The organism is Providencia rettgeri (assembly GCF_041075285.1).
Lineage (GTDB): Bacteria > Pseudomonadota > Gammaproteobacteria > Enterobacterales > Enterobacteriaceae > Providencia > Providencia rettgeri_G.
In genome coordinates this window covers 2273692-2286275 of record NZ_CP163512.1, presented here as the reverse complement: position 1 = coordinate 2286275, position 12584 = coordinate 2273692, and the positions used below count along the sequence as shown (strand labels likewise).

The following is a 12584-nucleotide window of genomic DNA, read 5'->3' as shown; positions in this document are numbered from 1 at the left end:
CCGCTTAAGGTATTCATATTAAGGTCTTTCTTTGATGAAAAAAATGATGTTGTTAGGTGCATTAGCCTTTAGTTTACATATGGGCCAAGTAGTGGCAGATGCGAGTCAAGACCTTCAGGAACGCCTGAACAAGGTCAATAGCTTTCAAGCCAGTTTTTCACAAAAAGTGACGAGTCCTGAAGGGGATCTTGTTCAAGAAGGGGTTGGGGATTTGTGGTTAGAGCGCCCTAACTTGTTTAACTGGAACATGACTTCACCTGATGAAAGCGTGTTGGTGTCTGATGGTAAAAATTTGTGGTTTTATAATCCATTTGTTGAGCAAGTGACTGTCACCAATTTAGCCGATGCGACACAAGATACTCCCTTTTTGTTAATTACACGTAATGATCCGAAAGACTGGAAACAATATTCGATCGTACAGCAAGGAAATACCTTTGATCTTAAACCTAAACAAACCAATGGTACGTTGAAAAAATTCTCAATTACGGTTTCACCAGAAGGCACGATTGAGAAATTTTCCGCTGTGGAGCAAGATGGGCAAACCAGCGCTTATCAATTAAAACAGCAAAAAAATGGTCGTGTCGATGCCAGTAAGTTTAAGTTTACAGTGCCAAAAGGTGTGACGTTGGACGATCAACGTTCTACGACAAAATAGGCCTTAAATCAGTTATTATCGCTAGCCACCGGTATTTTCTGCTGATGGCTAGCAAATAAGTCATTAGTTTTAAGCGGTAATAAAGAGGATATTGTGGGTAACCTGTCTCTCGACTTTTCGCAGAATGAATTTCAGCCTTTAGCAGCCCGTATGCGGCCTGAAACCCTTGAGCAATATATTGGTCAACGGCATTTGCTAGCGGACGGAAAACCATTGCCGCGAGCTATCAAAGCGGGGCATCTGCATTCCATGATTTTATGGGGGCCGCCGGGCACAGGGAAAACGACATTAGCAGAAATTATTGGTCATTATGCTCAAGCGGATATTGAACGCATTTCTGCGGTAACCTCAGGTATCAAAGAAATCCGTGAGTCCATCGAAAAAGCCCGTCAAAACCGCAGTGCAGGGCGTAGAACAATCCTGTTTGTGGATGAAGTTCATCGCTTTAATAAAAGCCAGCAAGATGCCTTTTTACCGCATATTGAAGATGGCACAATCACATTTATTGGCGCAACCACGGAAAACCCGTCATTTGAATTAAATTCAGCACTGTTATCCCGTGCCAGAGTCTATTTGCTTAAATCCTTGGAAGAGGATGATATTGAGCAAGTACTATTACAAGCACTGGCGGATACTTCTCGTGGACTTGGTGGGCAAAATATTATCTTGCCAGATAGTACTCGCAAAATGATAGCGCAACTTGTCAACGGGGATGCAAGGCGCTCGCTAAATTTACTTGAAATGATGGCAGATATGGCCGAAGCAAACAGCCAAGGTCAGCGCATTTTAACCGCTGAGTTACTTAAAGAAGTGAGTGGCGAACGTACGGCACGGTTTGATAATAAAGGTGATCGTTTTTACGATTTGATTTCCGCATTGCATAAGTCAGTTCGAGGATCGGCACCCGATGCAGCACTGTATTGGTATGCGAGGATCATCACCGCAGGTGGCGATCCATTATATGTTGCTCGTCGTTTATTAGCCATTGCTTCTGAAGATGTGGGAAATGCGGACCCTCGTGCAATGCAAGTGGCCGTTTCGGCATGGGACTGTTTTACGCGAGTAGGACCTGCGGAGGGAGAACGCGCTATTGCTCAAGCAATTGTTTATTTGGCCTGTGCGCCTAAAAGTAATGCAGTTTATACTGCATACAAAGCTGCGATTAAAGACGCACAAATGCAGCCTGATTATGATGTCCCTGACCACTTACGTAATGCACCAACAAAACTGCTAAAAGAAATGGGGGCCGGTAGTGAATACCGCTACGCCCATGATGAACCCAATGCCTACGCAGCGGGTGAGAACTATTTTCCTGAACCTATGCGAACAACACGTTATTATTACCCAACAAAACGTGGTTTAGAAAGTAAGTTTGCTGAAAAATTAGACTGGTTAGCCCAGCAGGATCAAATTAGTACCACAAAACGCTACCGCTAAACAAGGCAATGCGGTAAGGTTATATAGCGAAAAACTTTACTTTATGATGACGCTGGAATGCGCTATCAAAAGTATTATTAATTACTCATAATAATCACAGGATAAGCATGCTCGATCCCAATTTACTGCGTACGGAGCTAGACGCGGTTGCTGAAAAACTGGCTCGCAGGGGTTTTACCCTTGATGTGGAAAAGCTGCGTGAATTAGAAGAACGCCGCAAAGTTTTACAAGTTGAAACTGAAACCCTGCAAGCAGACCGCAATTCGCGATCGAAAACCATCGGTGCGGCTAAAGCGCGTGGTGAAGACATTGAGCCATTACGTCAGGAAGTTAACCAATTAGGCGAAAAATTGGACTCTGCAAAGGCAGAGCTAGACAAGCTGCAACAAGAGATCCGTGATATTGCCTTAAGCATCCCGAATATTCCAGATGATCAAGTACCAGATGGTCGAGATGACTCGGATAACGTCGAAGTTGCACGTTGGGGTGAACCTCGCCAGTATGACTTTGAAGTTCGAGATCACGTTAGCCTAGGCGAATTAACTGGCGGTTTGGATTTCCCTGCTGCGGTTAAATTAACGGGTGCTCGCTTTGTTGTTATGAAAGGGCAAATTGCGCGTATGCATCGTGCATTAGCGCAGTTTATGTTGGACTTACATACAGAACAGCATGGCTACCAAGAACTCTATGTTCCGTATTTAGTTAACCATGACACTCTGTATGGTACTGGTCAACTACCTAAATTTGGTGAAGATTTATTCCACACTAAACCGTTGGAAGAAGAAGCAGATAGTAGTACTTATGCATTGATCCCAACGGCTGAAGTCCCTGTCACTAACTTGGTTCGTGATGAAATTTTAGATGAAGATGCTCTTCCTCTAAAAATGACCGCTCACACACCATGCTTCCGTTCAGAAGCGGGTTCTTATGGTCGTGATACACGGGGCCTTATCCGTATGCACCAGTTTGACAAAGTCGAGTTAGTGCAAATTGTTCATCCAGAAAAATCCATGGATGCACTGGAAGAGTTGACAGGTCATGCTGAAAAGGTTTTACAGCTGCTTAACTTGCCATATCGTAAAGTGATTTTATGCACAGGTGATATCGGTTTCGGTTCACGTAAAACTTACGATTTAGAAGTGTGGTTGCCTGCACAAAATACATACCGTGAAATCTCTTCTTGTTCAAACATGTGGGATTTCCAAGCGCGTCGTATGCAGGCACGTTTCCGTGGTAAGGGTGATAAGAAAACTCAACTCGTTCATACATTGAATGGTTCAGGCTTAGCGGTGGGTCGTACGTTGGTTGCTATCTTAGAAAACTACCAATTAGCAGATGGTCGCATTGAAGTTCCTGAAGTATTACGTCCATACATGAAAGGGTTAGAATACATCGGCTAATTTATCGCCATGCTATTTATAAACAATAAACCGCTGAGGATAACCTCGGCGGTTTTTTTTATGGCTTTAACCATAAAAAAGGAAAGCCAAGCTTTCCTTTTTAAAAACAAAATCAATGTTGTTTTACAGCTTATTTCACTTCTGAGAAAAACAGGCTGCGGTATGTGCTGTAATAACTAACATACAGAATAGGCATAGAGACTAAGAGACCTAAACCTAAAGGAATTGCAGAAATAATCACCAGAATACTTAATACAATAAAGAACAGAATACCAGGTAAAATATTTTTCTTAACGGCTTGTAGGCTTGCAGAAATTGCAGCGCCGACAGTTGCATTGTGATTTATGATCAGTGCAGGGGCAAACCAGGTTAATGCAGTGCCGACTAAACTAGCGACTGCTATTACAATAATGACTAAGAAAAATGAGCCAGAAGATGCCAGAAGCGCTGCATCAGATGGCGCACCATATTGGTTGCTTTGCAGTGCTAATCCAAAGATAGCGGATCCGCCAATAATAAATGCGATGATGACTCCGACTAAGTTAGCTGCAAAGTTAATTGCACCTACGGCAAACAATGGACCGAATTTTTGTTGGAAACCAGCGAACAGTAATCCAATTTCAGCCTTACCTGTTTTACGTTGGTTTTCACAAATAGCAATAATACCCGCGATAAAAATAGGACTAATAAAAGTCAAGAGCAGGTTTAAGAATGGGATCATTGAAATCACAATCATTAATGCAAATAGCACGATATTGATCAGGATCCACATACCTAATTGTTCTTTAACTAAAGCCCAAGATTGGCTGATCCAGCTTACACCTTCACCTGCATCAACGGCGCGGGGTTCTGCGTGAAAAACAAAAGTGTCCACTTGAGTTTGAGCGTTAATTGTAGGCGCAGGGTTGTTGTCTGCACTGAAGTTTTCATTATTCATGATAAAATAGAAACCTATTTGTCGTAGTGAATTAGCAATATTTATTATAGAAAAGTTTGTTGAGTTTATATGCACTCTCTTACTTTATCAGCAGTAGTATGCAGATAAGTTAATGCATTATAAAGCAGACTATTCTGGTAAGGTATTTTTGATTAACTATTTTATTCATAAAGTATTTTTTATCGTAATAAGATAATTGTCCATTGAATAGTAAATTTATAGGTTATACAAACGGTTATTTGGTGGTTAAATATATTGATTTTTCTACCTTAGATAGCGGGGCTATTGATAAAAAAGTTTATTGTACGGGATAAATAACAACGAATAACCGTGGTAAATAATAGGGCGAAATTGGCTAATTATTCGAAAATTGAGATAGGGTATGCATCTAGTGGCTTAATTTCTTTTAATACAAACATACTTTGCATTTCTTTAATACCCGGCAACCTGCGAATGACGGACATAGCGAAATCAGCATAAGAATCTAAATCGTGGGATACTACTTGCAACAAAAAGTCAGTATCACCACCAATACTATAACAGGCAACAACATTCTCAAGTTCACTGACTTCTTGCTCGAATTTTTGCGCTTCAGCTTCGCTATCACTATCAATAATCACACGCACAAACACCATAACACCTAAGCCAATCTTTTTACGGTTAAGGATCGCTCGATAACCTTGGATCACATTATCCTCTTCAAGTTTTTTAACTCTTCGCCAGCAAGGTGAGGCTGACATGCCCACTTTTTCTGCTAATTCATGGTTGGTGATGCGAGCGTCTTCTTGTAGTAGGGCAAGAATTTTTGTTTCTGTCTTATCAATTGCCATAAATGAATATTCCTACCTTATTGTTGTGTTGTAGAGAAATAATTTACCTAATAACTAGATTGCCATAGTTGAGTTAGAAAGCCTATTTCTTTCTTTAAATGTCATAATTGCTGGGAAATGAACACATTTGAAAATAGCAGAGGTAATAAATGATATTTAATCCAGCAGAGCACCGCTGTGCTATCGTAGTCAATCAGGATTTATCTAACGGGCTTGCTATGAACGCGGCCAGTGTGATTGGTGTGAGCTTAGGAAATAAAGTTAACAATATGGTAGGGGAAGATCTGAATAGTGCGGATAATATCAATTATCCAGGGGTGATTTATGCACCCTTACCGATTTTAAAATCACCAGAGCAATATATTAAAGATATCGAAGCGGCTGCATTAAAGGAAGATGGGCTTTATATCATTCCATTTAGTTTATTGGCACAATCGTGTCGGACTTATGATGAGTATCAGCAAAAGTTATCAGAGCAGGAATATAGAAATATTCAGCTAGCAGGTATTGGGTTGGTGGGAAATAAAAAGGCGGTAACTCAGCTTATTGGCCATTTGCCCTTATTTAAATAAAAACAATTGTGAATAGAGAAGAGGCTCAATTAAGAGCCTCAACAGGTTAGTACATGACTTTGTGACCATAGCTTTCAAGAATATTTTTGACGCGTTCCATCACCTCTTTTGATGGCGGTTTAACACCATCCAGTTTGTATTCTTCACCCATGGTTTCCCATTTATGTTTGCCGAGTTCATGGTAGGGTAATAATTCAATTTTTTCGATATTATCCATATCTTTAGTAAACTCACCGAGTAGATGAACGGAATGATCATCATCACTCCAACCTGGCACAACCACATAACGCACCCATGTCTTTTGATTACGTTTTGCCAAATATTGAGCAAATTCCAATGTGCGCTGATTAGAGACACCGACTAATTTTTGGTGAATTTCATCGTTGATTTGTTTTAAATCTAACATCACCAGATCAGTGACATCCATTAATTCATCAATAACAGGATCATAACGACGAACAAAGCCATTAGTGTCTAAACATGTGTGAATATTCTCTTTTTTACAGGCTCGGAACCAATCCCGTACGAACTCTGCTTGTAAAATGGCCTCACCACCGGAAGCAGTGACACCACCGCCAGTTGCATTCATAAAGTGGCGATAGGTGACCGCCTCTTTCATTAATTCATCGACGGTAACAATATTGCCACCATGGGTATCCCAAGTATCGCGATTGTGGCAATACAGGCAACGCATTAAGCAGCCTTGGAAAAAAACGATAAAGCGAATTCCCGGTCCATCTACGGTGCCGCAAGATTCAAATGAATGAATACGACCAAGGGTCGCAGGAGTGTCCGTTTTCGTGATTTCAGTTGTTGTGATTATATTGGCAGACATAGCAGGTACTCCAAAATATCCGTCATACTTCAAGCTGTAAGGGGGCTTCATTCTTTCGCTTTAGTCATATACTGCACTCATTTGCTGCCCACTTATCTGCAACGTATATTTTTTAAATAAAAAATTGTTGTTTTTTGCTCTTAGTATAGATAAAAAGACCCCATAAAACGGGGTCTTAGATTTACTTTATTTTAATCAGCTTATTATTACATTGAACTTGTGAAAGTACGAGTAATAACGTCTTGCTGCTGTTCTTTAGTCAGTGAGTTGAAACGCACTGCATAACCAGATACACGGATAGTCAGCTGTGGATATTTTTCTGGGTTTTCCATCGCATCTAACAGCATTTCACGGTTCATAACGTTAACGTTCAAGTGCTGACCGCCTTCGATAGATGCTTCATGGTGGAAGTAACCATCCATCAGACCCGCTAAGTTCGTTTTACGGACATCATCATCTTTACCTAATGCATTTGGTACGATAGAGAAGGTATAAGAAATACCGTCTTTTGCGTAAGCAAATGGCAGTTTAGCAACAGATGTCAGAGATGCCACGGCACCTTTTTGGTCACGACCATGCATTGGGTTTGCACCTGGTCCGAATGGTGCACCAGCACGACGACCATCTGGTGTGTTACCTGTTTTCTTACCATACACTACGTTTGATGTGATGGTCAGAATTGACTGTGTTGGCACCGCGTTACGGTAAGTGTGCAGTTTCTGAATTTTCTTCATAAAACGTTCAACTAAGTCGCAAGCGATGTCATCAACACGGGAGTCGTTGTTACCAAATTGTGGGTATTCACCTTCGATTTCGAAGTCGATAGCAATGCCATCTTCGTCACGGATAGGTTTAACTTTTGCATATTTGATAGCAGACAGTGAGTCAGCAGCAACAGATAGACCTGCAATACCACATGCCATTGTACGGTAAACATCACGGTCATGCAGAGCCATCAGCGATGCTTCATAGCTGTATTTGTCGTGCATATAGTGGATGATGTTCAGCGCAGTGACATATTGAGTCGCTAACCAATCCATAAAGTGGTCCATTTTCTCCATCACGGTATCGAAATCAAGCACTTCGTCCATGATTGGCGCGTGTTTAGGACCGACTTGCATTTTCAGTTTTTCGTCTACACCACCGTTGATGGTATACAGCATCGTTTTCGCTAAGTTAGCACGAGCACCGAAGAACTGCATTTGTTTACCAACAATCATTGGGCTAACGCAACAAGCGATTGCATAGTCATCATTGTTGAAGTCAGGACGCATCAAGTCGTCATTTTCATACTGAACTGATGAAGTATCGATAGAGACTTTCGCTGCGAATTTTTTGAAATTCATTGGCAGTTTTTCTGACCACAGGATAGTCATGTTAGGCTCTGGAGATGGGCCCATGGTATACAGTGTGTTCAGGAAACGGAAGGTGTTTTTAGTCACCATAGTACGGCCATCAAGACCCATACCTGCCAGTGATTCTGTTGCCCAGATTGGGTCACCAGAGAACAGCTCATCGTATTCAGGCGTACGTAAGAAACGAACCATACGCAGTTTCATGACTAAGTGGTCAATCAGTTCTTGCGCTTGTTCTTCTGTGATTTTACCTGCGTCTAAGTCACGTTGGATGTACACGTCTAAGAACGTAGATACACGACCAAATGACATCGCTGCACCGTTTTGAGATTTAACTGCGGCTAAGTAACCGAAGTAAGTCCATTGAACAGCTTCTTGCGCGTTAGTTGCAGGACCAGAGATGTCGTAGCCATATTTAGCTGCCATCTCTTTCATTTGACCCAGTGCACGGTGCTGTTCAGCAATTTCTTCGCGCAGTTGGATAGTCATTTGCAAGTCTTCACCTTTCTCTAATCTTTCTTGCAGAGAGGTGAATTGGTTGAATTTATCTTTCATCAGGAAATCAATACCGTACAGCGCAACGCGACGGTAGTCACCGATGATACGACCACGACCATAAGCATCTGGTAAACCGGTTAAGATACCTGATTTACGGCATTTTAAGATGTCTGGAGTATAAACATCGAAAACACCTTGGTTGTGAGTTTTACGGTAGTCTGTGAAGATTTTTTTCAGGCTTGGATCTAAAGTACGATCGTAAGCTTTACATGAACCTTCAACCATTTTGATACCACCGAACGGGATAAGACCACGTTTCAGAGGTGCGTCAGTTTGTAAACCAACGATAGTTTCTAATTCTTTGTTAATGTAGCCAGCATCATGGGAAGTGATTGTTGACGCAACGTCTGTATCAAAATCAACTGGCGCGTGAGTGCGGTTTTCGATTTTGATCCCTTCCATGACTTTTTCCCACAGCTTATCAGTTGCTGGAGTAGAGCCTGCTAAGAAAGATTCATCACCTTCATATGGAGTGTAGTTTTTCTGGATGAAGTCACGTACGTTGACGTTTTTCTGCCAGTCTCCTTGGTTAAAACCTTGCCATGCTAAAGCGAATTTTTCATTTAATTCGGACATGATACTTTTACCTTTTAACAGTGGATCTTTTAGGGATCTTAATAAATCTTTTCGTGTGTATCAGTGGCGACTAGTGTGTTTTGCCACTGCGTAAATGCATAAACCAATAGACGAGGCCGACTAAAAGAGCGCCGCCAATAATATTTCCGATAGTGACTGGAATTAAGTTATCTGTCATAAAATTTCCAATCGTTAAGTGTGAAAACTGCTCAGGTGCCATATTGATTTGTGCCCAATATTCAGCTGGAGCGAATTCTTTAATCATAATTCCTAGTGGGATCATAAACATGTTTGCGATGCTATGCTCAAACCCACTAGCAACAAACATCGCAACAGGCAGAATTAAAACAACCAGTTTATCGGTTAAACTGCGACCTGCGTAGCTCATCCAAACGGCCAGACAAACCATTAAGTTTGCTAAAATTCCGAGTGCAACCGCTTCAACAAATGTATGGTGCAATTTATGACTGGTTGTTTGTAAAACATTTAAGCCCCATTGGCCATTAGCGGCAGTGTATTGCCCAGCAAACCAAATGATAGCGACAAAGAACAGTGCACCAATTAAGTTGCCAATATAAACATTGAACCAGTTGCGGAACATTTGTCCCCAAGTAATTTTACCTGTGGCTTTAGAAACAATAGTTAAGACAGTGGAAGTGAAAAGGTCTGCACCACAAACAACGACTAACATTAAACCGAGTGAAAAACAGATCCCGCCAATCAGTTTAGTAAAGCCATACGGTGCGTCAACAGCCCCAGTTGTTGCAGTAATATAGAAAACAAAAGCAATAGAGATAAAAATACCGGCAGTGAATGCTGACAAGTAAGTAATTGCAGGATGTTTGTTCGCTTTATAAAAGCCAGCATCATCTGCGACTTGCGCCATTACAGCAGGTGGCAATAAATTAAAAGGGTTGTCAGCTTTCATACCAACACTCTCTTACAAAGTTGATTAATTATAGCACGCAATAATAGTAACAAAGGGGATAAGTGAGAAATTTGATATGGATCATGAACACTCACAAGAACACTGCTAAAAAGGTTAATAAATTGTTAAAAGTTAATATAACAATTTGAAAAATAAGAAATAAATATTTTTTAAAGTTTATTAAAAATTTTTATAAAGAGCATTTTTAGCGACATAAAAAGTGAAAATATGCATATAAATGTTAATTATTTAAGTGCAATATGATCCCTTTGCTACGGTATTTAACTTATGTTTAAATTTAGTACTGGCTTTCTTGATATAAACCGAAGAAACCTGCTGTAACACCCACGCTAAATTGTCATATTTTGCTAACAATCAACAAAACAACACAGTATACAGAAACCATTGTTCTAGATCATTTTAGACTATATTTTTTAATATTGAATTTTATTATTTATAAAATTCAATATTATCGAGTGTGTTGAGTTCTTGTTCAATGCGTTCGCGGCTGGTTAACAAGGTTTCGATGACTTGAGCAATTTTTTCATCATTGCCACGGAAGGTTGGAATAGACACACTAATAGCAGCAATAATTTTATTTCGTTGCCGCAGTGCAACAGCATAACAAATGGTTTCTTCATTGATTTCTTTATTATCAACGGCATAGCCATTTTCTTTTACGGCATTTAATTGCTTACGTAACTGTGACAAGGTTTGCACGCTATATTGCGTCAGTGGTGTGAAACCAGAGGGGTAAAGCTGGGAAATTCGTTCATCACTGTAGTTAGAAATCATTGCCTTACCTAATGCAGAATAAATAGCAGGCAGGCGAGTGCCGATACTAGACACTAATTGGACTTTTTGCGCAGATTGTACTTTATCGATATACAGTACATCGGCACCATCTAAAATGCCCATTTGGCACACTTCATTACACTGCTCGACAATCAGCCTCATCTCGCGGTGGATCATTTTCAGCCAATAAGATTTTTCAAAGAAAACGCGAGAAAGAATCGAGCAGGCGATACCAAGGTAGTATAGCTGGCTGTTATCATCGTAATTAATATAACGATGTTCAACCAACGTTTTTAGAATAGGGTAAATAGTCCCCTTTAGAATGCCTGTTTTATCAGAAAGTTGTGTCAAGGACAGGCCCGTATTTTCAGCTGCTAATACTTGAAGTACCTCTAAAACACGAATTGTCGGCATGTGCCCCGTAGACATTGAACCATCTCCCTGATTAATAGTGCCGCTATTCTAGGTGCAAAATTGCACTATGTAAATCACTGCTAAAAACCCATTCTTTTTCTAAATCTATCTGATGCATAAAGCCATTGGATGGAAAAGTCGTGACCGTGTTCAAAATTTATCAATAAAAAAATAGTCCCATTATTTTAGTAAATGCGAGAAATTGAAATTAAATCCCTTCAAATCAATTTGTTATGATTTTTTATTTTATAGTTGTTTAAATTTGACTCAATGGGAGTTTCATGGTTAGTTATTATTGTTTTTATTTATTAATAAGGTTTGTATATATGAACAATAAGGTGGAAGAGGCATCAGGCATGGAAAGTCGTTACATCACTCCTGTTGTGACTATTTTTGATGATAAAGGTCGAATTGATACTGAACAAAATTTGCAGGTATATGATTCAATAAAAGAAAAAGTATCTGGCTTCGTCACTATGGGCAGTACGGGGGAATTTTTTGCACTAGATATGAACCGTTCAAAAGCCTTGATTAACCTTTGCGGTAATTACTCTAAAGGGAATATGAAGGTGTATGCCGGAGCGAGTCGGTTAGATGTCAATGAATCTATTGAACTTGCTAATTACGCATATGAACAAGGGGTAGATGGTGTGATGATTATAAGCCCATACTATTTCCCGTTAAATGATGAGGATGTATTTCGTTTTTATAGCACTATAGCGGAAAAAACCTCAGCAAATATTTTTATTTATAACTTCCCTGAGCGTACAGGTTATTCCGTATCCCCTGAAGTGTGCTTGCGCTTGGCGGATAAATACCCTCATATCATTGGGTTGAAAGATACCATTCCAGATACAACTCATACAGCACAAGTGATTAATGTGGTGAAATCCCGTATTCCTCACTTCGAAGTTTATGCCGGTTATGACAACAACTTTGCCCATGTGGTGCTATCGGGTGGAAATGGTTGTATTGGTGGGCTTTCTAATATCATTCCTCAATTTTTTACTTCATGGATGCAAGCCTTTGCAAAAGGCGATTTAGCGCTAGTCGCTAAACACCAACAGCGTGTTGACCAACTGATGGCGATTTACGGTATTCATTCGCCGTTTATTCCAACCTTTAAAAAAGCATTGCAATTGAAAAAAGTGATTCATTCAGACTGCTGTACCGCACCATTTATTGGATTGAACAGTATACAGACAGAGCAACTTCAGCAATTATTAGCGTTGGCTGAGTTACCGCTCTGATCTTTCCTAGAACAACACAATAGAACATCTTACCGACAGGGA

At 40.3% G+C, this 12584-nt stretch carries 11 protein-coding genes; 5 read left to right on the top strand and 6 right to left on the bottom strand.

Going from position 1 to position 12584, the window contains the following annotated elements; translation table 11 throughout:
- Window positions 1-34 precede the first annotated feature (34 nt).
- From lolA to serS, 3 genes are all read left to right on the top strand, one after another.
- The gene (gene lolA, locus AB6N04_RS10340) at window positions 35-655 is read left to right on the top strand and encodes an outer membrane lipoprotein chaperone LolA (protein WP_369308217.1); all 621 of its coding nucleotides are present in this window, start codon (window positions 35-37) and stop codon (window positions 653-655) included.
- Window positions 656-748: 93 nt separating this feature from the next.
- Window positions 749-2092, top strand: a complete 1344-nt coding sequence (locus tag AB6N04_RS10335) for a replication-associated recombination protein A (protein ID WP_369308216.1) — start codon at window positions 749-751, stop codon at window positions 2090-2092.
- 107 nt (window positions 2093-2199) lie between these two features.
- The gene (gene serS / locus AB6N04_RS10330; protein ID WP_369308215.1) at window positions 2200-3492 is read left to right on the top strand and encodes a serine--tRNA ligase; all 1293 of its coding nucleotides are present in this window, start codon (window positions 2200-2202) and stop codon (window positions 3490-3492) included.
- Window positions 3493-3622: 130 nt separating this feature from the next.
- On the opposite strand, the gene AB6N04_RS10325 is transcribed toward serS, so the two are convergent.
- Together AB6N04_RS10325 and AB6N04_RS10320 are read right to left on the bottom strand one after the other, a co-directional pair.
- Window positions 3623-4429 carry a BPSS1780 family membrane protein gene (locus tag AB6N04_RS10325; RefSeq protein ID WP_369308214.1) on the bottom strand — a complete coding sequence of 269 codons (807 nt, stop codon included), beginning with the start codon at window positions 4427-4429 and terminating at the stop codon, window positions 3623-3625.
- A 359-nt stretch (window positions 4430-4788) separates the two neighbouring features.
- Window positions 4789-5259: an Lrp/AsnC family transcriptional regulator gene (locus AB6N04_RS10320; protein ID WP_369308213.1), complete on the bottom strand. Its 471-nt coding sequence runs from the start codon at window positions 5257-5259 to the stop codon at window positions 4789-4791.
- A gap of 149 nt (window positions 5260-5408) precedes the next feature.
- Between AB6N04_RS10320 and AB6N04_RS10315 the strand changes: the two genes are divergently transcribed.
- A complete protein-coding gene (locus AB6N04_RS10315; protein WP_369308212.1) occupies window positions 5409-5831 on the top strand; it encodes a DUF2000 domain-containing protein in 423 nt (140 codons plus the stop codon).
- A gap of 46 nt (window positions 5832-5877) precedes the next feature.
- On the opposite strand, the gene pflA is transcribed toward AB6N04_RS10315, so the two are convergent.
- The 4 genes from pflA to AB6N04_RS10295 form a co-directional block, all read right to left on the bottom strand.
- Window positions 5878-6666: a pyruvate formate lyase 1-activating protein gene (gene pflA / locus AB6N04_RS10310; protein ID WP_369308211.1), complete on the bottom strand. Its 789-nt coding sequence runs from the start codon at window positions 6664-6666 to the stop codon at window positions 5878-5880.
- Window positions 6667-6872: 206 nt separating this feature from the next.
- Window positions 6873-9155, bottom strand: a complete 2283-nt coding sequence (pflB, locus tag AB6N04_RS10305) for a formate C-acetyltransferase (RefSeq protein WP_369308210.1) — start codon at window positions 9153-9155, stop codon at window positions 6873-6875.
- 70 nt (window positions 9156-9225) lie between these two features.
- On the bottom strand, window positions 9226-10083 hold the full coding sequence (gene focA, locus AB6N04_RS10300) for a formate transporter FocA (protein ID WP_369308209.1): 858 nt from the start codon (window positions 10081-10083) through the stop codon (window positions 9226-9228).
- A gap of 450 nt (window positions 10084-10533) precedes the next feature.
- Window positions 10534-11307 (bottom strand): IclR family transcriptional regulator, encoded by a 774-nt coding sequence (locus AB6N04_RS10295; RefSeq protein WP_369308208.1) that lies wholly within the window; start codon window positions 11305-11307, stop codon window positions 10534-10536.
- Window positions 11308-11648: 341 nt separating this feature from the next.
- Between AB6N04_RS10295 and AB6N04_RS10290 the strand changes: the two genes are divergently transcribed.
- Entirely contained in the window at window positions 11649-12542 is an 894-nt protein-coding gene (locus AB6N04_RS10290) for a dihydrodipicolinate synthase family protein (RefSeq protein ID WP_369312061.1), read from the top strand.
- Window positions 12543-12584 lie beyond the last annotated feature (42 nt).

Bases quoted from the DNA above. Each gene is read 5' to 3' on its own strand.
- pflA (WP_369308211.1), bottom strand. From the start codon at position 6,666: ATGTCTGCCAATATAATCACAACAACTGAAATCACGAAAACGGACACT.
- AB6N04_RS10325 (WP_369308214.1), bottom strand. From the start codon at position 4,429: ATGAATAATGAAAACTTCAGTGCAGACAACAACCCTGCGCCTACAATT.
- AB6N04_RS10315 (WP_369308212.1), top strand. From the start codon at position 5,409: ATGATATTTAATCCAGCAGAGCACCGCTGTGCTATCGTAGTCAATCAG.
- AB6N04_RS10320 (WP_369308213.1), bottom strand. From the start codon at position 5,259: ATGGCAATTGATAAGACAGAAACAAAAATTCTTGCCCTACTACAAGAA.
- serS (WP_369308215.1), top strand. From the start codon at position 2,200: ATGCTCGATCCCAATTTACTGCGTACGGAGCTAGACGCGGTTGCTGAA.
- lolA (WP_369308217.1), top strand. From the start codon at position 35: ATGAAAAAAATGATGTTGTTAGGTGCATTAGCCTTTAGTTTACATATG.
- focA (WP_369308209.1), bottom strand. From the start codon at position 10,083: ATGAAAGCTGACAACCCTTTTAATTTATTGCCACCTGCTGTAATGGCG.
- pflB (WP_369308210.1), bottom strand. From the start codon at position 9,155: ATGTCCGAATTAAATGAAAAATTCGCTTTAGCATGGCAAGGTTTTAAC.
- AB6N04_RS10295 (WP_369308208.1), bottom strand. From the start codon at position 11,307: ATGTCTACGGGGCACATGCCGACAATTCGTGTTTTAGAGGTACTTCAA.
- AB6N04_RS10290 (WP_369312061.1), top strand. From the start codon at position 11,649: ATGGAAAGTCGTTACATCACTCCTGTTGTGACTATTTTTGATGATAAA.